Here is a 24,178-nt window from a genome sequence, read left to right on the forward strand (position 1 = left end):
CCCTCCCTGGGAGGGCGCGGGGGGCGGCCGGACGGGGGCGGCGGGCTTCGCCGGGGGCGCCCGGGGGGCAGGCGCCTCCACCAGTGCCTGCCCACAGAGCACGCAGGAGACCGAGCGCGGGGCATTGAACCCGTCACAGTTCGGGCAAACCACGGAGAGTGAGGACTGCAGGAGCTGTGACATGGGCGAGCGTGAATCTACGGGCGCGTAAAACGTCGGGTCAACGAAAGCGAACGCGCCGGGTGGGACATGTCCGGCGGAGAAATGAGACAACCTTCGAGGGGGCAACGTTGCCCCCCCTCGGGGGCAAAGTTACGATTGCGTTTGCGTCGATGATCCGCCTGAACGACATCCTCCAACGGGTTTCCTCGTACCACCCGGACCCCGACCTGGACATCATCAAGAAAGCCTACGTCTACTCGGCCAAGGTGCATCAAGGCCAGCTGAGGAAGTCAGGCGAGCCCTACCTCGTCCACCCGCTGGAGGTCGCCGGCATCCTCGCCGACCTGAAGCTGGACGAGGCTTCCATCGTCACCGGTCTGCTCCACGACACCATCGAGGACACCTTGGCCACGGCCGAGGAGCTCACGGAGCTGTTCGGCTCCGAGGTGGCCCAGCTCGTGGACGGTGTCACCAAGCTCTCCAAGTTCTCGGCTTCGGCCAGCCTCTCCCAGGAGGAGAAGCAGGCGGAGAACTTCCGGAAGATGATCATCGCGATGGCGCAGGACATCCGCGTCATCCTGGTGAAGCTGGCGGACCGCACGCACAACATGCGGACGCTGGACCACATGTCCGAGGAGAAGCAGGCGCGTATCGCCCAGGAGACCCTGGACATCTACGCGCCGCTGGCGAACCGGCTCGGCATCTCCTGGATCAAGACGGAGCTGGAGGACCTCAGCTTCCGCTACGTGAAGCCGCAGGAGTTCTTCGCGCTCCAGGACAAGCTGAACAAGCGCAAGAAGGAGCGCGAGAAGTACATCGAGGACACGTGCGACCTCATCCGCACGAAGCTCACCGAGCGCGGGCTCAAGGGCGAGGTGAGCGGCCGCTTCAAGCACGTCTACAGCATCTACAAGAAGATCAAGGCGCAGGGGATCGACTTCGATCAGATCCACGACATCATCGCGTTCCGCATCATCGCGCCCGCGGCGCCCGCCTGTTACGAGGCGCTGGGCCTGGTGCACGAGATGTGGAAGCCGGTGCCGGGGCGCTTCAAGGACTTCATCGCGATCCCGAAGCCCAACATGTACCAGTCGCTGCACACCACGGTGATTGGTCCGCTCAGCGAGCGCGTGGAGGTGCAGATCCGCACGGCGGAGATGCACAAGATCGCCGAGGAGGGCATCGCCGCCCACTGGAAGTACAAGGAGGGCAAGGCGGTCATCTCCAAGGATGACGAGAAGTTCGCGTGGCTGCGCCAGTTGATGGAGTGGCAGCAGGACCTGAAGGACCCCAAGGAGTTCCTGGAGACGGTGAAGGTCGACCTCTTCACCGACGAGGTCTTCGTCTTCACGCCCAAGGGCGACGTGCGCTCGCTGCCGCGCGGCGCGACGCCGGTGGACTTCGCGTACGCCATCCACTCGGACGTGGGCAACCGGTGCGTGGGCGCGAAGGTGAACGGGAAGATCGTCCCGCTGCGCTACAAGCTGAAGAACGGCGACACGGTGGAGGTGCTCACCAGCCCGCAGCAGCACCCGTCGAAGGACTGGCTCACCTTCGTGAAGACGAGCCGCGCGCAGCAGCGCATCCGCGGCTTCATCAAGCAGCAGCAGCGCGAGAAGAGCCTCCAGTTGGGCCGCGAGCTCACGGACCGGGAGCTCAAGCGCTTCCAGCTCAACTTCAACCGCCTGCTCAAGAACGGCGAGGTGAAGCGGGTCGCCGAGGAGCTGGGCTTCCGCGTCGAGGACGACCTGCTGGTGGCGGTGGGCTACGGCAAGGTGACGCCGCAGCAGCTCGTCCAGCGGCTGGTGCCGGAGGACAAGCGCAACGAGGCGGAGGCCAGCGGCTCCCGCGCTCCGCAGGGGGACGGCTCCGGCAACGGCGCCCCCGCGGGCGCCACGTCCATGCTCCCTGGCCTGTCCCGGGTGACGGACCTGGCCAAGCGGCTGGTGGGGCGCAGCAACCGCAGCGGCGTGCAGATTGGCGGCGTGGACGACGTGCTCGTGCGCTTCGGGCGGTGTTGCAACCCCGTTCCCGGGGATCCCATCGCCGGCTTCATTACCCGGGGGCGGGGAGTGACGGTCCACACGGTGGGTTGCGAGAAGGCGCTCGCGACCGACCCCGAGCGACGCGTGGATGTGACGTGGGACGTGCGCGGAGACTTCAAGCGCCCCGTCACCCTGCGGGTGCTCACGGCGGACCGGACGGGTCTGCTGGCGGACATCTCCAACATCTTCTCGAAGAAGGGCGTCAACATCTCCCAGGCGAACTGTCGCGCCACGGGCGATGATCGGGCGGTGAACACCTTCGAGGTCATCATCTCCGACCTCAAGCAGCTCACGGACCTGATGCGCACCATCGAGCGGCTGAGCGGCGTCTACTCCGTCGAGCGCATCTAGCCCCGGCGCTTTCGTGGTAGAGCGCCCCTCGAACCGGGCGGCCACCTCCGGCCGCCCGCACCCACGAGGAGCGTTCCATGGCGCGCAAGGCTATCCACTCCGACCAGGCCCCCAAGGCCATCGGGCCGTATTCCCAGGCCATCCAGGTGGACTCCGGGAAGCTGACCTTCCTGTCCGGGCAGATTCCCCTCGACCCCGCCACCATGGAGATGGTCCAGGGCGACGTCGTGGCCCAGGCCGAGCGGGTGATGCTCAACCTGAAGGCCGTGCTCGAGGCCGCGGGCCTGGACTTCTCCCACGTGGTGCGCAGCACCATCTACCTCACCGACCTGGGCGACTTCGCCAAGGTGAACGAGGTCTACGGCCGGCACTTCACCGGCGCGCCCCCGGCCCGCGCCACGGTGCAGGTGGCGGCGCTGCCGCGCGGCTCCAAGGTGGAGATCGACGCCATCGCCGTCTCCTGAGGCGGGCCGGGCGACGAAGCCCCCCAGAAAGCAAGAGGCCGCCGGACCGGAAGGTCCGACGGCCTCTGGTGCTTCAGGGCCTCGGGTGAGGCGGGCGAGGGACTACTTGTTGCCCGCCACCGTGCCGCCGGCCTTCTTCAGCTCCTCGTCGATGACGCGCTTGAAGCTGTCGAACGGCTGGGCGCCGACGAGCGTGCGGCCGTTGATGAAGAACGTCGGGGTGCCGTTGGCGCCCAGGCGCGAGCCCTCGGCGGAGTCCGCCTCGATCTGCTGGGCGTACTTGCCGGAGTCCAGCGCGCTCTTGAACTTCTCCGAGTTCAGGCCGAGCTCCTGGGCGTACTTCTCCAGGGAGGCGCGGTCCAGGGCGCGCTGGTTGGCGAACAGCTTGTCGTGCATCTCCCAGAACTTGCCCTGCTCGTGCGCGGCCAGCGCGGCGGCGGCGGCGGCCTTGGCGTTGGCGTGCATGGGCAGCGGCTGGTTCTTGAAGGCCACCTTCACCTTGCCCTGGTACTGCTCCTCGATCTGCTTCAGCGTGGGCACCACGCGGCCGCAGAAGGGGCACTCGAAGTCGGAGAAGGCGACGATGGTGACGGGCGCGTTGGCGGCGCCCTTCACCGGCGCGTTGCCGACCTCCACCTTCTGGACCGGGGGCTCGGCGGGGGCGCCGGCGGGAGCGGGAGCCGGGGCGTTGGCCACGTTCTCCGCGTTGATCTTCGCGTAGAGCTCCTCCGCCTTGGTGCCACCGGCCAGCAGCTTGTCGGCCTTGGCGATCTCCTCGTCGATGACGCGCTTGAAGCTGTCGAAGGGCTGCGCGCCCACCAGCTCACGGCCGTTGATGAAGAAGGTCGGGGTGCCGTTGGCGCCCACCGCGCTGCCGGCGGCGCTGTCCGCCTCGACCTTCGCCTTGAACTTGCCGGAGTCGAGCGCGCCCTTGAACTTGGCGACGTTGAGGTTCAGCTCGGCCGCGTACTTCTCCAGGGAGGCGCGGTCCAGGGCCTTCTGGTTGGCGAAGAGCTTGTCGTGCATCTCCCAGAAGCGGCCCTGCTCGTGGGCGGCCTCGGAGGCCTCGGCGGCCAGCTTGGCGCTGCCGTGGAAGGGCAGGGGCTGGTGGCGGAAGACGACGCGCACGTCCTTGGCGTAGGTCTCCTTGATCTGCTTCAGCACCGGCACCGCGCGGCTGCAGTAGGGGCACTCGAAGTCGGACCACTCGACGATGGTCACCTTGGCGGTGGTGGGGCCGAAGGACGGGGACTCGGCCGGGACGTCGATCTTGCGGACGGAGGGGGCCGGCTGCTGGGGCTGCGCCTTCGGGGCGGCCTTCTCCTGGCCCTTCTCGATGATCTTCGCGTAGACGTCGCGCGCCGCGACGCCGCCCTTCACGAGGGCCTCGGCCTTGCCGTACTCCTCGTCGATGAGGGCCTTGAAGTTGTCGATGGGCTGCGCGCCGGACAGGAAGCGGCCGTTGATGAAGAAGGCCGGGGTGCCGCTGGCGCCGAGCTGCTGGGCCAGGGCCTGGTCCTTCTGGATGATGGCCTGGAGCTTGGGGTCCTCCTGCGAGGCCTTCCACTGGGCGATGTCCAGACCCAGGTCCTTCGCGTGCTGCTCCAGGGAAGCGTCATCCAGCTTCTTCTGGTTGGCGAAGAGCTTCTCGTGCATCTCCCAGTACTTGCCCTGCTCACCGGCGGCCAGGGCGGCCAGCGCGGCGGGCTTCGCGCGAGCGTGGAAGGAGAGCGGGTTCTGCCGCATCACCACGCGCAGCTTCTTGCCATAGTCCTCCTCCAGCTTCTGGACGGTGGCGTTCGCGCGGCTGCAGAACGGGCACTCGTAGTCGGAGAACTCGACCATCGTGACGAGGGCCTCGGGGTTGCCCCGGGAGGGGGAACCGTCGAGGGGAACCTTGAACACGGTGGGGTCCACCGGCCGACGCCCAGCGGGGGCGGCAGCGGCAGCAGCAGGCTTGGTCTCGGCCTTCGTCGACGGGCCGCCAGTCACGCGGCCGCCAACGAATCCAAGCACCAGGCCCACCAGCAGGGCCACGATGATATTGGGCTTCATGGGTTGGTCATGCTCCTTCGCCATAGGTCCGACTCCGGGCCCCGAGCGTGGATGTACGGGAAAAGTGTGAGGGCCGGGGTACTTAACAGAGGGTTTTCCAGACGCGCAAGCCGAGTGGACGGTGCAACCGCGTGTCGACAAGGCCCCTGAACGGGGCCGGAACCCCACGCGCTCCGGAAAAATTCCACGTGCCCGCATTGACGGTGTGCATGAGAGAGTCCGCTCATGGACACGGTCGTGCGCGTGGATACCTCGGGGGCCCTGTGCCCCGTGCCCATCCTGGAGATCGCCAAGGTGATGCGGCGCCTGGCCGCGGGGGCGCTCGTGGAGCTCATCTCCACGGATCGCGGCCTGGAGGCGGATCTCCCCGCGTGGTGCGAGGCGACCGGCCACGTGCTCGTCCGACTGGAGCGCAGGGGGACGAGCTACGTGGGGTGGGTGCGCAAGGCGGGCTGAGGCCCCTCGTCAGAGGAGCTGGAGCACGCGGTCCTCGAGCCGCTGGCCGCGGCTGACCCCGAGGATCAGCACGCCGTGGCCGAGCAGGTGGCCCACCACGCGGCTGATGACCTCCTCCGGGAGGGCCTTGGCGCTGAAGCGCACCACGAGGACGTGCTCGCCCTCCATGCGCGCGTCGGTGACGTCCGGCATGGTGGTGAGCTCCGGGGGGATGACGGTGCCGCGGGCGATCTGCACGCGGAACTCGGCGTCCTGGCCGGTCAGCTCGCTCATGGAGCCGGCCTGGGCGAGCGCGCCCTTGTCGAGGATGGCGGCCGCGTCACACAGCTCCTCCAGCTCCTGGAGGTTGTGGCTGGAGACCACCACGGTCTGCTTGCCCTTCATGTCACGGATGACCTGCCGCACCTGGGCCGCGATGCGCGGGTCGAGGCCCGCGGTGGGCTCGTCCAGCAACACCAGGGGCGGGGTGCCCATCAGCGCCTGGGCCATGGCCGCGCGCTTGGCCATGCCGTGGCTGAGCGCCTGGGTCTGGACCTTCCAGGCCTCCAGGAGCCCCACCTTCTCCAGCGCCGCGCGGGCCTCGCGCTCCGGGTTGTCGAGCCCGGACAGGCGCGCCCAGTACATCAGGAGCGCGCCCACGTCCCAGCCGGGCGGGAGGATGGCGTCCTGGGGCAGCGCGCCCAGCCGGCCCTTGAGGGCGCCGGGCGTGGTGGGGTCCACGTCCATCACCTTCACGGTGCCGTCGCTGGGGTACAGGTAGCCGCACATCATGGAGAAGGTGGTCGTCTTGCCCGCGCCGTTGGGGCCGATGAGGCCGTACACCACGCCCAGCGGCACCTGGAGGCTGACGTTGTCGACGGCCACCTTGGGGCCGAAGCGCTTGGAGACGCCGAACAGTTCGATGGCCAGGTCGCTCACAGGTCCCTCGCGCGCAGCGTGACGTAGGCGCACATGATGAAGAGGGTCGCGAAGGCCGCGTACGCGGCTCCGCTGGCGCCGAACTGCGCCAGGCCCGGGTGCAGCAGGTTGCCCGCGTAGTACGAGGGCGACAGGTAGCGAAGGAAGTGCAGGACGCTCTCCTCGCCGACCGCGCGGCCCACCGTGTCCATCAGCCAGAAGACGAACAGCATGATGAAGTTGAACACCAGGCTCACCGCCGGGGCGCGGAACAGCGCCGAGCACAGCGTGGTGAGCGCCACGTACGACAGCGAGAAGACGATGGCGGCCAGCCAGAACTTCAGGAGGTTCAGGGACATCGCCGCGAAGCCGAAGTCCGGGTTGGCGATGCGCGCGTAGATGAAGACCGCCAGGTCGATGATGAGCACCAGGCCCAGCAGCATGCTCGCCTGGGACAGGAACTTGCCCAGGAGCACCGACGAGCGCCGCGCGCGGACCGTGAGGTAGCGGATGGAGCGCGGGCCCACCTCACCGCTGAGCTGGTCGAAGCCCATCAGCGCGACGTACGCGGGCAGGAAGAAGAGGGTGATCTTGAAGACGAGCAGCACCTCCACCGGCACCTGCGCGAGCGCCTCGATCATCGCGGTGTCGTTGCTGGTGAGGAAGCCCAGCACCCCCTTGCGCATCTCCTCGGCGATGCGCGCGGAGGCCTCTTCGCCGCCGGCGCCGGCTTCCGCCAGCCGCGCGTTCACCGCCGCGCGGACCTCGCTGGCGAGCCAGCCCACCACGAGCAGCACCAGCGCGGAGAACATGCTGTACAGGCCGAGCAGCACCATCGCGCGCCCGCTCCGTACGGCCCGGCGCAGCTCCGCGCCCCAGATGACCACGGTCTCTTTCAATCCATCCACGGTGTGGGGGACCCTAGCGGACTTGTCCACCCGGCCGCCAAGTTTCTGATGGGGCGCACTCCGGCGACGACCGAGGAGGCGGCCAGGGGACGCGTCCGTGGACAGCGCGCCGCCAGCCGCTAGGATTCCTCCCGCCTCCGCCCCCTCCGAGTCCGCCGCAGCAATGACGATGCCCCGACGTCTCCTGTCCGCCGCCGCGCTGTTCCCCCTCGCCCTGCTGCTCGGGGCGAACGACCCCATTCAGGGCGCGCCCCCGGTGACTGGCGTGGATTCCGGCGTCCCCTCGGTGGAAGTGGCGCTCGCGTCCGACGCCGGGGAGGGGGCACCAGGGGCCGCGCTGGCTCCGCCCGCAGTCGCCGCTGGTGGTGACGACGCCGGCGCTCCCGTGGCGGCGACGGTCGTCCAGGAGGAGAAGGCGGCGGGAGGGCAGGTCGCGCTGGGGACGGAGCCCGGGATGGTGCCCCCGGCCTCGGTGCCCGCGCGCCTGAAGGCGCCGCCCATGGACAAGCTCGCGACGATGCCGCGCTCCGCGGACCTGCTGGCGCGCGCGAAGCTGGAGGGCGAGCGACTGGTGGTGAAGGAGAAGGACGGCCACAAGCGCGTGCTCACCGTGGACCCGGTGCTCCAGGCGTCCCTCACGAAGATCCTCCGCGACTACGAGGTGCCGTACGGCGCGGCGGTGGTGCTGGAGCCGTCCACCGGGCGGGTGCTGGCGCTGGCCGAGCACTCGGCGGCGCAGCCGGACCTGCGCGGCCTGCCGTTCCGCGCGGTGTTCCCCGCCGCGAGCATCTTCAAGATCGTCACCGGCAGCGCGCTGGTGGAGGCGGGCGTCTCGCCGACCACGGAGGAGTGCTTCCACGGCGGCAAGCGCCGCCTGTCGGAGAAGCACCTGGAGGACAGCGAGCGCGACGGGGCCTGCTATTCGCTGGCGCTGGCCATGGGCAAGAGCGCCAACGTCATCTTCGCGAAGCTGACGAACAAGCACCTGTCCGCGGACGCGCTGCGCCGCATGGCGGCCCGCTTCCGGTTCAACCGGGAGATTCCCTTCGCCGTGCCCACCGACGTGTCGCTCGCCTCGGTGCCGGAGGACGGCTTCGACCTGGCCAACACGGGCGCGGGCTTCGGCGACGTGTACCTGTCCCCGCTGCACGGCGCGCTGATGGCCTCCGTGGCGGCCAACGACGGGCGTTGGGTGGACCCCGTGCTGGAGGAGCCGGAGGCCGGTCCGCTGCTGCCCCCCGAGGGCGAGCGCATCCTCACGTCCGAGGTGGCCAAGGCCCTGACGGACATGATGGAGGAGACCGTCACCCACGGCACCGCGCGCGGCATCTTCCGCGAGCGCAACTTCCGCGTGGACCACGCGGTGGGGAAGACGGGCACGCTCGCGGACAAGACGCCGTTCCGCGACTACTCCTGGTTCGTGGGCTTCGCGCCGCGCGACAACCCGCGCGTGGCCGTGGCCGCGCTCATCGTCAACGACCCGAAGTGGCGCATCCGGGGCACGTGGCTGGGGCGCGAGGCGCTGCGGCTGGGCCTGGAGCGCGTGCCCGGGCCCATGGTGCTCACGGCCCCGGCCGCGTCCGCCGGCACGCCGTGACGTCTCGCGCTCACCGCGCGGACAGCTTGACCAGGCCCATGTCCAGGAAGCCGTGGATGAACTTCAGCGCGTCCAGCTCCTGGAGCGGTGAGACGTGGACGATGGTCGCCACGTCGCGCTGGCCGTCGATGCGCGACAACAGGTAGCGCTCCGGAGAGGTGAGCTGGAGCGTCTTGAGCTGCGCGGGGGCCACCTGGAGCGCGGGCACCCGGGGGGACTCCATCAGCTCCCGCCGCAGCACGACGAGCAGCTTCTCCTGCGCCGTCTTCACCAGCGCCGCCGTGCGAGGGGAGGGCGCCATCTCGTGGGCCTGCCGCGCGAGCGCCTCGCCGTCGCGGACGTTGCCCGCGTCGAGGAAGAGCTGCGCCGCCTGGAGCACCTCGTCGGACGAGGACTCCGAGCCGATGATGGCCGCCTCCGCCGCCTTGTCCTCCTCCACCACCGCCGCCGTGACGGGGACGGGCGCGTGCTCGGAGACCTTCACCGCGTCCAGGCGGTAGAGCGCGTACAGCCGCTGGTAGAGGAAGAAGTCCGTGGCGTGCAGCGCGCGGGCCATGCCGTCGATGCTCACGCCGTCCTGGATGAGCTGGACGATGCGCTCGTCCATGCTGCCGGGCTTGCGCTCGGGCAGCTTGCGCTCGTCCACCGTCAGCCGCGCGGCGCCGGAGGGGAACACCGCGCGGATGGCCTGCCACGCCGTCTCCCGGAACTCGCCCTCGCGGTGGATGTCCAGCAGGTCCACCGCCGCGTCCAGGCCGGCGATCTCCGGCGCGGAGTCCGACGCCTCGAAGGTGAAGTCGCCGTCCTCCCAGTGGAAGGCGTCCAGCAGCGTCTCCCGGAACTTGTGGCTGAGCGTCGAGCGGACCGTGGCCTCCGCCACCACGCCCGTCATCACCAGCACCCGGCCGAGGAACACCCGCGTCTGCGTCTGGGTGGCGAACGCCTTCTCCAACTGGGCCTGCGTGAGGTGACCCATGTTGAGCAGGAACTGGCCGAAGTATTCCCGGGGCTGGTTGGAGCTGGCGCACACGACGCTCCCGTCGCTGAGCACCAGTTGCTTGCGCACCTCGCCCCGCTCCATCCTCAGCGAGCCCGTGGCTCGACGGTTCCCGAGATAGACGACGAGGTCCTTGAGGGGCATCGTCGAGAAGTCACCGTTCAGCCCACGCATCGACCGTCCATCCTGCACCCCATGAGAGTCGATATCTACTCGAAACCCAAGTGCTCGCTCTGCGACAAGGCGGCCGACGTCGTCGAGGCGGTGCGTGCCCGCATCCCCTTCGAGCTGCGGATCATCTCCATCCTCGAGGACCCGGCGCTGTTCGAGCGCTGGCGCTACGACATCCCCGTGATCGCCATCGACGGCGAGCCCGCCTTCAAGTTCCGCGTCACGGAGGAGGAGCTGGAGGCGCGGCTGCGTGAAGTCCAAGGTGGCATGTCCGTTGCTAAAACCGGTGCCCAGGATGGGTAGCCAGTTGCCCTTCCCCAGTAAATCCGGGGGGATGGAAAGGTGGAGGAAGGGCGTGGGGCTGTAAATCCGGGCACGTGCCGGAGGAGCGGTGGAGAAAATTCTGGCGGGGAGGCAGACGTGGTGGGCGTGAAGGGGAGGCGCGTGGGGAAGGCGGGGCAGCCTCCTACCGTGCTGCTGATCGAACCTCGGGCGGAGGACCTGGAGCGGACCCGGATGCTCCTCGGAGAGTCCGGCTTCCGGGTGGTGCCGGTGACCCGCCTCGACGCGGCGGTGCCGCTGTTCGAGGTCATCCGCCCGGACGCGGTGCTGCTGGCCGTGCAGGCCCCGGACTACGGGGCGGTGCAGGTGGCGCGGCGGCTGCGGCAGCTCAGCCGGGGCACGGTGCCGCTGCTCTACATGGTGGACCCGCACGACGTGGTGGCCCGGCAGCACTGCCTGGAGAAGGGGCAGTGCGTGGACGTGGTGCCGCGCACGGGGGCGGGCGCGGAGCTGGCGGTGAAGCTGCACGCGCAGCTTCGGCTGAAGGCGGCGGTGCAGCGGGCGGCCTCGGGCGAGGAGTCCGGCACGGCGCCCGCGCTGCATGATCCGGTGACGGGGCTCTACAACCGCGCCTTCCTGTTCGCGCTCATCGGCCTGGAGACGCGGCGGTGTGAGCGCCACGGGGGGAGCTTCTCCGTGGTGGTCGCGGAGGTGGGGGGCTGGAGCGCGCTGCGCAAGGAGTACGGCCGCGGCATGGCGGAGCGGCTCCTGGTCTACAGCGCGGTGGTGCTGGGCCAGACGGTGCGCGAGGCGGACGCGGTGGCCCGGGTGGGGGATTGCCAGTTCGCGCTGATGTTGCCGGCCACGCCCGCGGAGGCGGTGCCGGTGATGATGGCGCGGGTGACGGAGCGCTTCGAGACGGCGCGCTTCCAGGTGGAGGGGCGCGTGGTGCGCACGTCGCTGGAGCTGGGCGCGGTGAGCTTCCCGGACATCGCGGGCACGCCCCAGCAACTGCTGAGCGCGGCGCAGCAGGACATGCGCCGGACGCGAGAGTTTCGCCGGATGGCCGGGTCCGTGACCCGGCTCTCGGTTTGAGGATGGGTGGAGGGTCGATGCAGAGGGCGAGCGGAGGCGAGGGGATGGATCGGATCGCGGTGCTGGTGGTGGATGACGAGGAGTCGGTACGCACCTTCATGTCCGAGCTGCTCGGTAGCGCGGGCTACCAGGTGCGCTGTGCTTCGAGCGGGGCGCAGGCGCTGGAGATGCTCGCGGGAGGGTCCTTCGACGCCGTGCTCCTGGACGTGGTGATGCCGGAGATGAGTGGCCTGGAGGTGCTGCGGCGCTACCGGGGGCAGGGCGGCAACGCGCCCGTCATCGTGCTCAGCGGCCTGACCGGCGCGGACGACGCGGTGCGCGCGATGAAGATGGGCGCCAGCGACTATCTCTCCAAGCCGTTGGGCAACGACGACCTGCAGGACGCGCTGTCGAGGGCGCTGGGGGCGCGCGCGCCCGACCGGCCGGGGGCGCCGCCCGGGCTGGTCGCGCGTCCGCCGGTGGACCCCGCGGCGGATGCCCGGGTGCTCATCTCCACCTCGCCCTCGATGCGGCGCGCCCGCGCGCTGGTGGAGCGCATCGCCAACGAGAACGTCCCGGTGCTGCTCCTGGGCGAGTCCGGCACGGGCAAGGAGGTCATCGCGCGGGAGATCCACGCGCGCAGCCAGCGCCGGGGACGGCCGTTCATCAAGGTGAACTGCGCGGCGCTGCCCGGGGAGCTGCTGGAGAGCGAGCTGTTCGGCCACGAGCGCGGCGCCTTCACCGGCGCCACGGCGGAGAAGCCCGGCAAGTTCGAGCTGGCGGACCAGGGCACCATCTTCCTGGACGAGATCGGCGAGATGGCCATCCGGCTCCAGGCCAAGCTGCTCCAGGTCCTCCAGGACGAGGAGTTCTTCCGCGTCGGCGGCAAGAAGAGCGTGCGGGTCGACAGCCGCGTCGTGGTGGCCACCAACCGCGACCTGGAGAAGGAGATCGCCCTCGGCAACTTCCGCGAGGACCTCTACTACCGCCTCAACGTGGTGGCCATCCGCCTGCCGCCCCTGCGCGAGCGGCGCGAGGACGTGGTGCCGCTGACGGACCACTTCCTGAAGAAGTACGGGCGCCACTACATCAGCGGCGTGTCGGAGCTGCCCACGGAGGTGCTCCAGGCCTTCGCGGACTACGACTGGCCGGGCAACGTGCGTGAGCTGGAGAACATGGTCCGGCGGCTGTGCGTCCTGAAGGACCCGACGCTGGTGCTCGACGAGCTCCACACCGCCAGCCGGGCCCCGGCGAGCGCGCCGTCCCTGCCCACCGCGTACGGAGGGGACGACGGCGGCTATCCCATGCGGATGCCCGAGGAGCCGGCGAGGCCCTCGTCGCCGTCCGTGCAGGTACTGGAGATGCCGTCCCGGGGGGCGGGGGCCACCGCGCTCGCGCCCCAGGCCGTCCCGACGGTGCTCGAGCCCATCAACTCGGTGATTCCGTCGCCGCGCTACGTCAATCCCTTCGACGTGCCCCAGCCGCCGCCTCCGCCGCCTCCGAGCGGGGAGCTGTCGCTGAAGGACATCGGCAAGCGCGCGGCGATGCTGGCCGAGCGCGAGGCCATCCTGGCGATGCTCCAACGCACCGCGTGGAACAAGCGACGCGCGGCGAGCAAGCTGCGCATCAGCTACAAGGCGCTCCTCTACAAAATCAAGGAGTGCGGCATCATCGACCCGCGCGCCAGCGCGGAGTTGTGAACGTCACGCCGCGGCGGCTTGCATCGCTCCCCGGGGCCCGGTATCGCGGGGAGCATGGCGCCTCCACTGCTCCTCCTGGGGTCTGGCTACACCCTCACGCGGCTCGCCGTCGACGAGGCACGGGCGGGGCGAGACGTCCTCGCGGCGACCCGCGACCCCGGCCGGCGGGAGGCGCTGACGCTCGCCGGCGCCCGGGTCGTCGAGCTCGAGGAGGCCCTGGCCCGGACGGGCGGGGCCGACGTCGTCGTCTCCCTGCCCCCCGAGGCCGGCCTGGATTCGCGTGTGGCCGAGGCCCTGGCCTCGCGGCCCGCGGCGCGGCTGGTCTACCTGTCCTCCACCGGCGTCTACGGCAAGGCGCGGGGAGCGGTGGACGAGGACACGCCCGTGGACGTGGCGACGCCCGGCTCGCTGGCGCGCGTCGAGGCGGAGTCGCGCTACCTGCCGCACGGGGCGATGGTGCTGCGCATCGCGGGCATCTACGGCCCGGGGCGCAGCATGCACACGCGACTGCTCGCCGGTACCCTGCGGCTTCCCGACCGGGGCGGGCGCATCTCCCGCGTCCACGTGGACGACCTGGTGGAGGCCATCCGCGTGGTGCTCGCGGACGGAGAGCCTGGGGCCCTCTACTGCGTGGCGGATGACCGCGCCGCGCCCCAGGTGGAGTCGGTCTCCTTCCTCGCCGGGTGCCTGGGCGTGCCGCTGCCCCCCACCGTGCCGCTGGAGAGCCTCCCGGAGACGCTCCGGGGTGACCGGGCCGTGTCCAACGCCCGCCTCAAGGCGCTGGGCTGGACGCCCCGCTACCCGGACTTCACCGCGGGCTTCCCGGCGGTGCTGGCCGCGGAGGGGCACGCCGTCGCGCCCGCGCAGCTCGTCATCCGCCGGATCCTCCCCGACGAGGTCGAGGCCTTCCGGGCGCTGCGGTTGGCGTCGCTGACCGCCCACCCGGAGAGCTTCGGCGCGTCCGCCGCGGAGGACGCCGCGCTGCCGCTGGAGGTCCTCCGGTCGAAGCTCGACGGAGGCGCGACGGCGCTGGTGCTGGGCGCCTACGAAGGGACGCGCCTGGTGGGCATGGGCGGCGTGCGCCGGGAGCCGGGCGCGAAGGTGGCCCACAAGGCCGGCATCTGGGGCATCTACGTCGCGCCGGAGGCCCGCTCCCGGGGCCTGGGGCGGCGGCTGCTCATGGGGCTGGTGTCGGAGGCGCGGCGGATGCCCGGCGTCGAGCAGGTGCAGTTGGCCGTCGTCTCCGGCAATGCCTCCGCCTCCTCCCTGTACCGCTCCCTGGGCTTCCAGACCTATGGCGTGGAGCCGCGGGCGATCAAGATCGGCGACGCCTACGTCGACAAGGAGCTGATGGTCCTCTCCCTCTGACGCGGGCCTCGTGCGCACCCCTCCACACCCGAAGCGTCCCACGGACGGACAGTGTCGTGAGTGGCCGGTGACAGATCCGCGGCACAGGGGTGTTCAGGTGCACGGAGGACGCCGCGGTGGCCTGGTGGAGAGGCCGAGCGCACCGCGCCGGAGGCTTCGTGAGCATGGCCCTTTGCACCCCTGACTGGTTGCTGGAGCGAATCGCGCTGGGAGAGCTTCCCCCCGAGTCGCTCGTCGCCGCCCGCGCCCGGCTGGAGCAGGAGCCGGATGGACGGGCCCGGCTGGCGCGCCTGGAGGAGGACTCCCAGCGGACGCTGTCGCGGCACTCCGCCGAGGCCGTGGCCTCGGAGGTCCGTCGCCGGGAGCACCTGGCCCGGGTGCGGGGCGACGCGGCGCGCCCGTCCGAGCGGCCGGATTGGCAGGGGCTGGCGCTGGGCATGCCCGTCGTCGCGTCGCTGGTGCTCCTGTTCCTCTCCGCGCCTCGCGACAGCGTGGAGCCCCCCTTGCTCTCTCCGGCGAGGGTGGAGCTCCTGGAGACGCCGGGGATCAAGGGCGACGCGCGGCTCCTCGTCTACCGCCAGGGAATGGGGTTGGGGGACCCAGAGCTGTTGATGGACCATGCCCAGGCCCATGCGGGCGACCTGCTCCAGCTCAGCTACGTCTCCGGGGGGAAGACCCACGGCGTCGTCGTCTCCGTGGACGGGCGGGGGGCGGTGACCCTGCATTTCCCCACCACGCTCGTGGGGTCGACGGCGCTCAAGCCCGGGCGCGCGGTGTCGTTGGCCCACTCGTACGAACTGGACGACGCCCCGGACTTCGAGCGCTTCTTCCTGGTCACCTCCCAGGGGCCGCTGGATGCGGGGGCCGTCCTGGAGGCGGCGCGCCTGCTGGCCCGTCAGCCGGTCGAAGCGGGCACCCATCCGCTGCCGCTTCCGGATACCCTGGCCCAGACATCCTTCACGTTGGAGAAGGTGCCGTGATGGCGCGCTCGTTCCTGTACCTGTCCCTGCTGCTCCCCGTACTGGCATCGGCGGCGCCGTCCTCCGAGGCCGGCGCGGTGCGGCGCTTCGCGCTGCTCGTCGGCGTCAACGACGGCGGCCCCGGCCGGGCGAAGCTGCGCTATGCCGTGACGGACGCCCGTTCGTTCGCGCAGGTGCTGGGGGAGCTCGGGGGCGTGCAGCCCCAGGACCAGCTCCTGATGTTGGAGGGGGACCGGGCGGCGCTGGAGGCCGCGCTCACGCGCTTCAAGGCGATGGTCGCCGCGGCGAAGGGGAGCGGCGCGCGCACCGAGGCGCTCATCTACTACTCCGGCCACTCCGACGAGGAGGGCCTGCTGCTGCACCAGGACCGCTTCGGCTACCGCGAGCTGCGCCAGACGCTGGAGCAGCTCCCCGCCGACGTGCGCATCGCCATCCTCGATTCGTGCGCCTCCGGGACGATGGCGCGGCAGAAGGGCGGCGTGCGCCGGCCGGCCTTCCTCGTCGACGCCTCCACCGCGGTGCGCGGGCACGCCATCCTCACCTCGTCGTCCGAGGACGAGGTGTCCCAGGAGTCCGACCGCATCGGCGGCTCGTTCTTCACCCACAACCTGGTGTCCGGCCTGCGCGGCGCCGCGGACGCGACGGGCGACGGGAAGGTGACCCTCCACGAGGCGTACCAGTTCGCCTTCCACGAGACGCTCGCGCGCACCGAGCGCACGCGCGGGGGCGCCCAGCACCCGGCCTACGACATCGAGCTGGCCGGCACCGGCGAGCTGGTGATGACGGACCTGCGCGGCACCTCGGCCGTGCTGGTGCTGGGGGACGACGTGGAGGGACGCCTCTTCGTGCGCGACGAGCCGGGGCGCCTGGTCGTGGAGCTGAACAAGCTGGCCGGCCGCGCCACGGAGCTGGCGCTCATGCCGGGGCGCTACACGGTCGTGCGCGAGGCGCGCGGCGCGTCCTCGCGCGCGGAGCTGGTGGTGGGCGAGGGCGGACGGACGCTCCTGGCGGACCGCGCGTTCGTGGGCGTCACGGGCGAGCTCACCGCCATGCGCGGCGGTGCGCCCGTCGCGGGCGGCGCGGCGCTCCCCGACGCGGCCCCGGGTGGGGGCATGCGCCATCGCTTCGTCAACCTGGGACTCTTCCCCAAGCTGCAGACCAACGACTGGCTCGGCGGGGGGGACGTCTCCAACAACCTGTCCGTGTCGCTGGGCGTCTCGGAGAACGCCCGGCTCGACGGCCTGGCCCTGGCGCTGGGCGCGAACTTCACCCACGGCCCCATCCATGGCGTGCAGATGGCCACCGGCGGCAACGTGGCGCGGGACGCGGTGTCGGGCGCGCAACTGGCGGTGGGCGGCAACTGGGCCTCGGGCCGCGTGGAGGGCATCCAGGCCTCGGTGGGCCTCAACGTCGCGCGCCAGGGGGGCCTGTTGGCGCAGATGGCGGTGGGGGCCAACCTCTCCAACGCCTCGACGGCCGGCCTCCAGATGGCGGTGGGCTCCAGTTGGGTCGAGGGCGACTTCGACGGCTACCAGGCGTCGGTGGGGCTGAGCATGGTGCGGGGCCACCTGGAGGGGATGCAGATGGGCGGGGTCAGCTACGCGGCCTCCGCGCGGGGCGCGCAGTTGTCGCTCGTCAACGTGGGTGGGGACGTGACCGGCATGCAGTTGGGCCTCGTCAACGTCGCCGGGAAGATGAACGGCCTGCAACTGGGCCTCGTCAACGTGGCGAACAACCTGGAGTCCGGCGTGCCGGTGGGTCTCTTGAGCATCGTGCGCAACGGCCAGTTCCACGTCGAGGTGTTCGGCAGCGACGTCAACTTCAGCAACCTGTCCCTGAAGGTGGGGAGCACGCACCTCTACACGACGCTCGTGGCGGGCATCGGTTCGGTGGCGGGCAGCCGGGGCCCCAGCCACTGGTCGCTGGGCCTGGGCGTCGGCGGGCACGTGCCGGTGACGGAGCGGCTCTTCTTCGACGTGGACGTGGTGTCGAACAACATCTTCGTGTGGGACAAGGCGCTCGAGGGCAACCGGATGCTGCAGCAGGCGCGCCTCCAGTTCGGCTTCCAGCTCGCGTCGCACCTGGCCATCGTCGCGGGGCCGACCTTCAACCTCCTGCACACGACGGACAGCACGCCGGTGGGGACGGTCAGCCGCTTCGCCTCGTCGTCGCAGAAGGAGTTCTCGATGTGGCCCGGCGTGCAGGCGGGGTTGCGCATCTGAGCGGGCGACCCACCGGGTGACCCGGGCAGGGGAGGGGGCGGCCCGTTCCCTCCCGTCGGACAGCGGCCGCGGGGCGGAGCGGAGCTGAGGGCTTCCATCAGCCGGACGCCACGCCCCCCGGGCCGAGCGGCTTTCCATCGCGCACCCCCTGGTGACAGGCTTGGAAGACGGTCGGCGGCTGGCGCGACCGGGCAACCCTTGTCCTGGGGGCACGATGTCCAAGTTGCTGTTCGCGGCGTTCACCGAGGGCGTGAGCCTCTCGATGTCGGGCCAACACGAGGCCGCGATCGTCGCCTTCGACAAGGTCCTCTCCGTGGACCCGAGGCACTCCCCGGCCCTCTCCGCGAAGGGGGCCTCCCTCCTCCTCCTGGACCGTCCCCAGGACGCGCTGGCCTGCTTCGAGCGGGCCATCGAGGTGGACCCCACCGCCGCGGACCCCCACCGCGACGCCGCCCTGTGCCAGTTGGCCCTGGGGGAGCCCGAGGCCGCCTCCACCCTCATGGAGCGCGCCATCCAGCTCAACCCGGAGCCCGGCTTCCGCGAGGGCGCCGCCGTCGAGGTCTACGAGCGGGGCAACGCGCTGCTCACCCAGGGCTCCCGCCGGCCCGACAAGGCCCGCTACCGGCAGGCCCGGCGCACCTTCGAGCTCGCCCTGGAGCTGTCGCCCGCATATGTCGAGGCGGCCAAGGCGCTCGCGGAAGTCTGGGAACACCTGGGAGACACCGCCCAGCGGGACCACTACGCCCAACTGGCGCTGCGGCTGCGCCCCATGGGGAGCTGAGCGGGCGGCCGCCGGGCCGCCATCTTCTTGTCACGGGCTCCTCGCGCCCCGGGGCGAAGCATCCGGTGGCCTCGCGGTGTTACACACCGCGCGGACGCTGTTGCTATCATTCGCGACCCACATCAAGACCTACACGCCCAAGTGGTTGGAGACGCACGAAGATGATCGTCATGCTCGAGCCGGACTCGCCTGAGTCCGTGGTTGCCGCCGTCCTGCAGGTTGCCTCTCAGTACAAGGGAGTGACGCCTCGGCCGCACGTCATGGAGGGGGCCGAGTACACCGTCACCGAGGTGTACCTGCTCGGACCGACGGCGCAGGTGCCGACGGAGGCGTTCGAGCAGATTCCGGGCGTGCGCCAGGTGGTGCGCGTCTCGCAGAAGTACCGCGTCATCGGTCGGCACAAGGGCCAGAAGGCGACCACGGGCTTCGAGTACAACGGCGTCACGTTCGACGAGCGCTCGGTGCAGTTGTTCGCGGGCCTGTGCGCGGTGGACACGCGGGAGAACGTGGAGTCGATGATGGCGGCGCTCGCGCGCTGCGGCATCCGCACGACCCGCATGGGCGCATACAAGCCGCGCACCAACCCCTACGAGTTCCAGGGCCTGGGCGCCGCGTGCCTGCCGTGGGTGTTCGAGTCCGCGGGCAAGCACGGCATCAAGGTCGTCGCCATGGAGGTGACGCACCCCCGCCACATCGACGAGATTCGCGACGCGCTGGAGCGCTCCGGCAGCGCCACGGGCGTCATGCTCCAGGTGGGCACGCGCAACGCGCAGAACTTCGAGCTGCTCAAGCAGATCGGCCAGCAGCGCGACTTCCCCGTGCTCTTCAAGCGCGGCATGGGCATCACCCTGGAGGAGTCGCTCAACGCGTGCGAGTACATCGCGAGCGAGGGCAACCCGAAGATCGTCTTCTGCCTGCGCGGCGTGAAGACGCACCTGGGCGACCCGCACCGCAACATGGTGGACTTCGCGCACGTGCCGGTGGTCCGCCGGCTCACCCGCATGCCCGTGTGCGTGGACCCGTCGCACGCCATCGGCCGCGCGGACGCGCCGCCGGACGGCCTGCCGGACATCTTCCACTCCATCGGCCAGGGGCTCATCGCCGGCGCGTCCATGGTGCTGGTGGACTTCCACCCGCACCCGGAGGCGGCGCTGTGCGACGGCCCGCAGGCGCTGCGGCTGGAGCAGCTCGCCGCGCTCCAGCGCTACACGCAGATCGTCCGCGAGGCCTACCTGTCCGTCGTGAAGAACGGCGATGGCACCGCCCCCACGGAGGTGGCGGCGTAGGCCCTCAGGCCACGCCGTAGCTGCCGAGCACCCGCAGGGTGATGCAGGCGCCCTGGGCGGCGCCCACCGCCTCGCGCACCCGCGGGTCCTCCAGCGAGCCCTCGACGTCGAGGCACCAGACGTACTCCCACGCCCGGCGCTGGGGCCGCGACTCCAGCCGCGAGACCTCCAGCCCGCGCGCGCTGAAGGCGCCCAGGACGCGGTACAGCGCGCCCGGCGCGTTCTGCACCGTGAAGGCCAGCGCCGTCTTGCGCCGCGTCCACGCGCGCGGGGCCGGCGCGCCCAGGGTGAGGAAGCGCGTGTGGTTGTCCGGCGAGTCCTCCACCCCTTCCTCCAGCACGGTGAGGCCGTACAGCTCCGCGGAGACGCGGCTGGCGATGGCGGCGGTGCGCGGCGGGGCCTCCTCGGCCACCTTGCGCGCGGCGATGGCGGTGTTCGCCTCCGGCACCGGCGTGATTCCGCGGCGCCGCAGGTAGCCGGCGCACTGGGCCAGGGCCTGGGGATGGGACAGGGCGCGCTCGATGTCCTCCAGGGCGCGGCCGGGCGGGGCCACCAGGCAATGGCGCACGCGCAGGGACAGCTCGCCGGAGATGGGCAGGTCGTGCTCCAGCAGCAGGTCCACGTTCTCCGCCACCGGACCGCCCAGCGAGCTCTCCACGGGGATGACGCCGCTGGCCACGCGGCCCTCGGCCACGGCCTCGAAGACGCCGCGGAAGGTGAGGCAGGGGACGGCCTCCACGTCCGGCCCGTAGAGCGCGCGCAGGGCCTCTTCGCCATAGGCGCCGTGCTCGCCCTGGAACGCGACGCGGCGGGGCGACTCAGCCATGGCTGCCCTCGCCCTCGGCGCGGGGATAGGTCCCCAGCACGCGCAGGAAGGACGTGAGCGGCCGGATGTCGTCCAGCGCGGCCGTCAGCGGCGCGGAGGCGGCGTGGCCCTCCACGTCGACGTAGAAGCGGTAGCGCCAGGGACTGCCGGGGATGGGGCGCGACTCGAGCTTGCTCAGGTTCACGCCGCGCAAGGTGAGCCGCTGGAGCATCTCCCCCAGCGAGCCGGGCTTGTCGTCCCCCAGCACCATCAGCAGCGACGTCTTGAACGGGACGCCCGGCTTCATCGGCGTGGCCTCGCGGCCCACCTCCACGAAGCGCGTGTAGTCCGACGCGGGCTGCAGCTCCCTGGCGAGCACCTCCAGGCCGAAGCGCTGCGCCGCCGTCTCGCTGGCGATGGCCGCGACGGAGGGGTCGTTGCGCTCGCGCACCTTCTGCGCCGCGCCCCCGGTGTCCGCGTCCGGAACGGCCCGGGCCCAGGGGAGCCGCTCGCGCAGGAAGGTCTCGCACTGGGCGAGCGCCTGGGGATGGGAGACGACCTCGCGCAGGTCCTCCAGCTTCACGCCGGGGAGGCCCAGGAGCCGGTGGTCCACCTGGCTCACCAGCTCCGCGGTGATGACCACGCCGCCCTCGGCGAGCAGGTCGTACGTCTCGTTCATGCTGCCCGCGGTGGTGTTCTCGATGGGCAGCAGCACCAGGTCCTGCTCGGCCCGGCGCAGCGCTTCCACCGCCTCGCGAGGCTGGTCGAAGCCGGTGAGGAGCACGCCGCCGGCGCGGCCCGCGTACAGGCGGCGGGCGGCCAGGTGGCTGTAGGAGCCCTCGACGCCGGGGTAGCCCACGCGCAGCGGCGTGGTGTCCTGGCGCGTGACGAGCGCCTGCTGGCGCGCCACCGACATGTCGATGACCAGCCGCCAGATGCGCTCCACCTCGTGGGGATCCAACCCGTGCTCGGAGGCCCGCGCGCGGATGCTGCGCAGCAACAGGTCCTCGCGCCGCTGGTCGCGGAAGGGCGCCGCGTTGGCCAGCTTGGAGCGGGCCACGTCGTCCGCCAGGTCCATGCGGCGGCGGAGGGCGTCGAGGAGCTCCTCGTCGATGCGCTCGATGGCCGTGCGCAGGGCGCCCAGGTCCGGCTGGCTCGGCGCCGTCATGACGCGGCCCCCGCGAGGTCGCGGCACATGAGGTGGTGCGGCCCGATGCCCGGCAGGTCGAAGGGCTCGCCCCGCGAGACGAAGCCCATGGAGCGGTAGAAGCCCTCCGCCGTCGCGCGTGCGTTGCACCACACCTGGGTGCCCTTCTGGGACGCCGCGTGCGCCATGCACGCGCGCAAGAGCGCCGCGCCCAACCCCATGCCCTGGCGGACCTGCTCGACGGCCATTCCCCGCAGCCGCCAGGCCGTGATGTCCTTCAGCGCGAAGGGAGGCGGCTCCCGGTAGAGGGACGCCACGCCGAGCTGTCGCCCATCCACGTACAGGCCCAGGTGGAGGGTGTCCGGGTCGTCGTCACCGGGATAGATGACGGCCTCCGGGGGTTGGTGGGGGCGCAGGACGGCGCGACGCAGGCCGCGCGTCTCGGCAGCCGGTATCCGGCGGATATCAGGGGTGCTCACGAGGCGAGTATGCCGGTTTCCAGCCCCGTGCGTCCTCATTCCGTGAAGGCAGACGCGGAGGTCGTTGCACCGTGAAAGGCACCGCCATCCTTGAGGAGTCCGGAAGTCCCGCGACCGCCATGGCCGCGATGGATTTCGACGCGCTCCTGGAGGCGGAGCAGGGCGCGCTGCTGCGGCTCGCCCGGCGGCTCGTCTGGGACGCGGAGGAGGCGAGGGACCTGGTGCAGGCGGCGTTGGCGGACGCGTACGAGAAGCGCCGCGGGCTGAGGGATGGGGCGGCCGGGGCCGCGTGGCTGCGCCGCATCCTGGTGTCGCGCGCGATGAGCCACCTGCGCCGGCGGCGGGTGTGGAGCGCCCTCCGCGACGCCCTGGACTGGGGGCCGCCGGAGGTCGCGCCCTCCGCGGAGGAGCGCTACGCGGGGGCGCAACGCTGGGACACCCTGTCGCGGGCGCTCCGGGCACTTCCCACACAACAGGCCACGGCCTTCACCCTGCGGTACCTGGAGGGGCTCGACGTGGACGGCGTCGCGGAGGCGATGGGCATCGGACGTGGCTCGGTCCGCACGCATCTGCACCGGGCGCTCACGCGGCTCAAGGCCCTGGATGCGCTCGTCGAAGGAGGGACACCATGAAGTGCCGAGACGCGGTCCATGCCCTGCTGGAGGCGTCCCCGCCCTGGTCTCCCGAGCTGCGCCTGCACCTGGAGGGCTGCGCCCGCTGCCGCTCGCTGGCGGCCCTGCATGTGTCGGCCAGTGGACTGGGGGCGCCGGCGCTCCCGGCCCTGCCCGCCATCGCGCGGGAGGGCGTGCTGGGCGAGGTGCGGCGACGCCGCGTGCGCCGTCGCACGTTCGCGGTTGCCGCCGCGTCGCTCGGTGTCGCCGGGCTGGCGTGGATGATCCTCTCGTCGTCGTCCCCTCCGCCGGAGCTCTCCGAGGACCGGGTGGAGGTGGTCGACACCGGCCAGCCCCCGAGGCCCGAGGGGTCGCTCACCCGGGAAGCGGCGGTGGAGGACGCCGCCCAGGGAGAGGAGGGGCCCGCCGAGCGCGACGCGCTGGCGGCGCTCGTCGTCGAGGTGCGCGGGTACTCGCGCCGCGACGTGGTGGGCCAGGACGACGTGTACCGACGTTTCGGGGCGCTCGCGAGCTGGGTGCGCCCCCCGGATTCCCGCGCGCTGGAAGCAACGCCGTTCCGTACGGCACTCATGCCACTCGTCTATCTGGAGTCGAACCCATGAAGAATCGTGTTCCCTGGTGGTGGTCCGCCCCCCTGGCGTCGCTGCTGTGCTCGGCGCCCGCGCTGGCGCAGAAGCCTCCGGAGGCCCGCGCCGAGGCCTCCGACAAGGCGCCCCCGCGTGACGAGCCCCCGGCGTTCGCGGGCCCGGGCTTCACGGCACACACCGTGCGGCGCATCGAGGGCCCCGGACCCGGAGGCGCGACGACCGTCACGGTGATGGGCCCGGCGTCACCCGGGCTCCCGGTGGACGTGCTCACCCTGGGCGGTCCGGGGAGCGGGGGCGTCCCGTCGCGGCTGCTCGAGCGGCTGGGGGTGCCGCGCGAGACGGTGAAGGAGGTGGAGGACCTCACGTTCGAGGCGAACGAGGCCGTCATCCCGTTGGAGGCGGACCTGAAGCGCGCCCAGTTGCGGTTCGAGCGGCAGCTCGACGCGGAGAAGCCGGACGAGCCGGCGGTGCTCAAGCTGGTGGAGGAGATCGGCCGCGCGGAGACGGCCGTGCGCCGCAACCGCGTGGGGTTGATGCTGCGCATCCGCAAGGCCCTGGGGCCCGAGGTCTGGCGCAAGGTGGAGGGGATGGCCCCGCCGGTGACGAAGAAGATTCAAATCCACGGCCCGGGCGGGCTGGAGATGGAGGACATCAGGGGGCCCGAGGAGTCGGGGCCTGGACGTGTGATTCGCCGGCCGTAACGTTCCGGACAGACGCGGGCCCTTCCGACGG

The 24,178-nt window shown here is 71.4% G+C and carries 22 protein-coding genes; 15 read left to right on the forward strand and 7 right to left on the reverse strand.

Translation table 11 applies throughout. The features are described 5' to 3' along the window. Positions 1-332: 332 nt before the first annotated feature. Positions 333-2,558, forward strand: a complete 2,226-nt coding sequence (locus tag LZ198_RS31125) for a RelA/SpoT family protein (protein WP_253975751.1) — start codon at positions 333-335, stop codon at positions 2,556-2,558. 77 nt (positions 2,559-2,635) lie between these two features. After that, positions 2,636-3,022 carry a RidA family protein gene (locus tag LZ198_RS31130; protein WP_253975752.1) on the forward strand — a complete coding sequence of 129 codons (387 nt, stop codon included), beginning with the start codon at positions 2,636-2,638 and terminating at the stop codon, positions 3,020-3,022. A gap of 102 nt (positions 3,023-3,124) precedes the next feature. Here LZ198_RS31130 and LZ198_RS31135 read toward each other — a convergent pair whose 3' ends face one another. After that, on the reverse strand, positions 3,125-5,077 hold the full coding sequence (locus LZ198_RS31135) for a DsbA family protein (RefSeq protein ID WP_253975753.1): 1,953 nt from the start codon (positions 5,075-5,077) through the stop codon (positions 3,125-3,127). 225 nt (positions 5,078-5,302) lie between these two features. On the opposite strand from LZ198_RS31135, the gene LZ198_RS31140 reads away from it, so the two are divergent. Continuing rightward, entirely contained in the window at positions 5,303-5,533 is a 231-nt protein-coding gene (locus LZ198_RS31140; RefSeq protein WP_253975754.1) for a sulfurtransferase TusA family protein, read from the forward strand. A 9-nt stretch (positions 5,534-5,542) separates the two neighbouring features. Here the strand turns inward: LZ198_RS31140 and LZ198_RS31145 are convergent, their stop codons facing one another. Continuing rightward, positions 5,543-6,451 (reverse strand): ABC transporter ATP-binding protein, encoded by a 909-nt coding sequence (locus tag LZ198_RS31145; RefSeq protein ID WP_253975755.1) that lies wholly within the window; start codon positions 6,449-6,451, stop codon positions 5,543-5,545. After that, the gene (locus LZ198_RS31150; RefSeq protein WP_323383080.1) at positions 6,448-7,338 is read right to left on the reverse strand and encodes an ABC transporter permease; all 891 of its coding nucleotides are present in this window, start codon (positions 7,336-7,338) and stop codon (positions 6,448-6,450) included. The genes LZ198_RS31145 and LZ198_RS31150 overlap by 4 nt, the downstream gene beginning before the upstream one ends. Before the next feature lie 163 nt (positions 7,339-7,501). Between LZ198_RS31150 and LZ198_RS31155 the strand changes: the two genes are divergently transcribed. Further along, positions 7,502-8,935, forward strand: coding sequence for a penicillin-binding transpeptidase domain-containing protein (locus LZ198_RS31155; protein WP_253975757.1), 1,434 nt, complete (start codon positions 7,502-7,504; stop codon positions 8,933-8,935). 10 nt (positions 8,936-8,945) lie between these two features. On the opposite strand, the gene LZ198_RS31160 is transcribed toward LZ198_RS31155, so the two are convergent. Then, positions 8,946-10,106, reverse strand: coding sequence for a DUF4388 domain-containing protein (locus tag LZ198_RS31160; protein WP_253975758.1), 1,161 nt, complete (start codon positions 10,104-10,106; stop codon positions 8,946-8,948). 21 nt (positions 10,107-10,127) lie between these two features. On the opposite strand from LZ198_RS31160, the gene LZ198_RS31165 reads away from it, so the two are divergent. The 8 genes from LZ198_RS31165 (at position 10,128) to LZ198_RS31200 (ending at position 19,796) form a co-directional block, all read left to right on the forward strand. Further along, complete coding sequence (locus LZ198_RS31165; RefSeq protein ID WP_253975759.1) at positions 10,128-10,406, forward strand: glutaredoxin family protein; 279 nt, start codon at positions 10,128-10,130, stop codon at positions 10,404-10,406. 120 nt (positions 10,407-10,526) lie between these two features. Continuing rightward, positions 10,527-11,480 (forward strand): GGDEF domain-containing protein, encoded by a 954-nt coding sequence (locus LZ198_RS31170; RefSeq protein ID WP_253975851.1) that lies wholly within the window; start codon positions 10,527-10,529, stop codon positions 11,478-11,480. Positions 11,481-11,524: 44 nt separating this feature from the next. Further along, positions 11,525-13,159, forward strand: coding sequence for a sigma-54-dependent transcriptional regulator (locus LZ198_RS31175; protein WP_253975760.1), 1,635 nt, complete (start codon positions 11,525-11,527; stop codon positions 13,157-13,159). A 54-nt stretch (positions 13,160-13,213) separates the two neighbouring features. After that, positions 13,214-14,527 carry a GNAT family N-acetyltransferase gene (locus LZ198_RS31180; protein ID WP_253975761.1) on the forward strand — a complete coding sequence of 438 codons (1,314 nt, stop codon included), beginning with the start codon at positions 13,214-13,216 and terminating at the stop codon, positions 14,525-14,527. A gap of 164 nt (positions 14,528-14,691) precedes the next feature. Beyond that, complete coding sequence (locus LZ198_RS31185; protein ID WP_253975852.1) at positions 14,692-15,507, forward strand: ActD protein; 816 nt, start codon at positions 14,692-14,694, stop codon at positions 15,505-15,507. Further along, a complete protein-coding gene (locus tag LZ198_RS31190; RefSeq protein WP_253975762.1) occupies positions 15,507-17,729 on the forward strand; it encodes a caspase family protein in 2,223 nt (740 codons plus the stop codon). The genes LZ198_RS31185 and LZ198_RS31190 overlap by 1 nt, the downstream gene beginning before the upstream one ends. 214 nt (positions 17,730-17,943) lie before the next feature. Next, complete coding sequence (locus LZ198_RS31195; RefSeq protein WP_253975763.1) at positions 17,944-18,510, forward strand: tetratricopeptide repeat protein; 567 nt, start codon at positions 17,944-17,946, stop codon at positions 18,508-18,510. A 161-nt stretch (positions 18,511-18,671) separates the two neighbouring features. Further along, complete coding sequence (locus tag LZ198_RS31200) at positions 18,672-19,796, forward strand: 3-deoxy-7-phosphoheptulonate synthase (RefSeq protein WP_253975764.1); 1,125 nt, start codon at positions 18,672-18,674, stop codon at positions 19,794-19,796. A 4-nt stretch (positions 19,797-19,800) separates the two neighbouring features. Here the strand turns inward: LZ198_RS31200 and pheA are convergent, their stop codons facing one another. From pheA to LZ198_RS31215, 3 genes are read right to left on the reverse strand one after another with little or no spacing between them, the layout of a single operon-like run. Next, positions 19,801-20,622 carry a prephenate dehydratase gene (gene pheA / locus LZ198_RS31205; RefSeq protein ID WP_253975765.1) on the reverse strand — a complete coding sequence of 274 codons (822 nt, stop codon included), beginning with the start codon at positions 20,620-20,622 and terminating at the stop codon, positions 19,801-19,803. Then, positions 20,615-21,769, reverse strand: coding sequence for a bifunctional chorismate mutase/prephenate dehydratase (locus LZ198_RS31210; RefSeq protein WP_253975766.1), 1,155 nt, complete (start codon positions 21,767-21,769; stop codon positions 20,615-20,617). The genes pheA and LZ198_RS31210 overlap by 8 nt, the downstream gene beginning before the upstream one ends. Then, positions 21,766-22,227 (reverse strand): GNAT family N-acetyltransferase, encoded by a 462-nt coding sequence (locus LZ198_RS31215; RefSeq protein WP_253975767.1) that lies wholly within the window; start codon positions 22,225-22,227, stop codon positions 21,766-21,768. The genes LZ198_RS31210 and LZ198_RS31215 overlap by 4 nt, the downstream gene beginning before the upstream one ends. A 119-nt stretch (positions 22,228-22,346) precedes the next feature. Between LZ198_RS31215 and LZ198_RS31220 the strand changes: the two genes are divergently transcribed. From LZ198_RS31220 to LZ198_RS31230, 3 genes are read left to right on the forward strand one after another with little or no spacing between them, the layout of a single operon-like run. Further along, a complete protein-coding gene (locus LZ198_RS31220) occupies positions 22,347-22,859 on the forward strand; it encodes an RNA polymerase sigma factor (RefSeq protein WP_253975768.1) in 513 nt (170 codons plus the stop codon). Beyond that, complete coding sequence (locus tag LZ198_RS31225; protein WP_253975856.1) at positions 22,856-23,461, forward strand: hypothetical protein; 606 nt, start codon at positions 22,856-22,858, stop codon at positions 23,459-23,461. The genes LZ198_RS31220 and LZ198_RS31225 overlap by 4 nt, the downstream gene beginning before the upstream one ends. Next, positions 23,458-24,147 carry a periplasmic heavy metal sensor gene (locus LZ198_RS31230; RefSeq protein WP_253975769.1) on the forward strand — a complete coding sequence of 230 codons (690 nt, stop codon included), beginning with the start codon at positions 23,458-23,460 and terminating at the stop codon, positions 24,145-24,147. Before LZ198_RS31225 ends, LZ198_RS31230 begins: the two co-directional genes overlap by 4 nt. Positions 24,148-24,178 lie beyond the last annotated feature (31 nt).

The sequence above is a fragment of the Myxococcus dinghuensis genome (assembly GCF_024198235.1).
Classification (GTDB): domain Bacteria; phylum Myxococcota; class Myxococcia; order Myxococcales; family Myxococcaceae; genus Myxococcus; species Myxococcus dinghuensis.

Excerpts from the sequence above, each read along its gene's own strand:
- LZ198_RS31200 (WP_253975764.1), top strand. The coding sequence starts at position 18,672 with ATGATCGTCATGCTCGAGCCGGACTCGCCTGAGTCCGTGGTTGCCGCC.
- LZ198_RS31135 (WP_253975753.1), bottom strand. The coding sequence starts at position 5,077 with ATGAAGCCCAATATCATCGTGGCCCTGCTGGTGGGCCTGGTGCTTGGA.
- LZ198_RS31225 (WP_253975856.1), top strand. The coding sequence starts at position 22,856 with ATGAAGTGCCGAGACGCGGTCCATGCCCTGCTGGAGGCGTCCCCGCCC.
- LZ198_RS31220 (WP_253975768.1), top strand. The coding sequence starts at position 22,347 with ATGGCCGCGATGGATTTCGACGCGCTCCTGGAGGCGGAGCAGGGCGCG.
- LZ198_RS31175 (WP_253975760.1), top strand. The coding sequence starts at position 11,525 with ATGGATCGGATCGCGGTGCTGGTGGTGGATGACGAGGAGTCGGTACGC.
- LZ198_RS31160 (WP_253975758.1), bottom strand. The coding sequence starts at position 10,106 with ATGCGTGGGCTGAACGGTGACTTCTCGACGATGCCCCTCAAGGACCTC.
- LZ198_RS31140 (WP_253975754.1), top strand. The coding sequence starts at position 5,303 with ATGGACACGGTCGTGCGCGTGGATACCTCGGGGGCCCTGTGCCCCGTG.
- LZ198_RS31195 (WP_253975763.1), top strand. The coding sequence starts at position 17,944 with ATGTCCAAGTTGCTGTTCGCGGCGTTCACCGAGGGCGTGAGCCTCTCG.
- LZ198_RS31180 (WP_253975761.1), top strand. The coding sequence starts at position 13,214 with ATGGCGCCTCCACTGCTCCTCCTGGGGTCTGGCTACACCCTCACGCGG.
- LZ198_RS31230 (WP_253975769.1), top strand. The coding sequence starts at position 23,458 with ATGAAGAATCGTGTTCCCTGGTGGTGGTCCGCCCCCCTGGCGTCGCTG.
- LZ198_RS31165 (WP_253975759.1), top strand. The coding sequence starts at position 10,128 with ATGAGAGTCGATATCTACTCGAAACCCAAGTGCTCGCTCTGCGACAAG.
- LZ198_RS31155 (WP_253975757.1), top strand. The coding sequence starts at position 7,502 with ATGACGATGCCCCGACGTCTCCTGTCCGCCGCCGCGCTGTTCCCCCTC.
- LZ198_RS31185 (WP_253975852.1), top strand. The coding sequence starts at position 14,692 with ATGGCCCTTTGCACCCCTGACTGGTTGCTGGAGCGAATCGCGCTGGGA.
- LZ198_RS31190 (WP_253975762.1), top strand. The coding sequence starts at position 15,507 with ATGGCGCGCTCGTTCCTGTACCTGTCCCTGCTGCTCCCCGTACTGGCA.
- LZ198_RS31125 (WP_253975751.1), top strand. The coding sequence starts at position 333 with ATGATCCGCCTGAACGACATCCTCCAACGGGTTTCCTCGTACCACCCG.
- LZ198_RS31130 (WP_253975752.1), top strand. The coding sequence starts at position 2,636 with ATGGCGCGCAAGGCTATCCACTCCGACCAGGCCCCCAAGGCCATCGGG.
- LZ198_RS31210 (WP_253975766.1), bottom strand. The coding sequence starts at position 21,769 with ATGACGGCGCCGAGCCAGCCGGACCTGGGCGCCCTGCGCACGGCCATC.
- pheA (WP_253975765.1), bottom strand. The coding sequence starts at position 20,622 with ATGGCTGAGTCGCCCCGCCGCGTCGCGTTCCAGGGCGAGCACGGCGCC.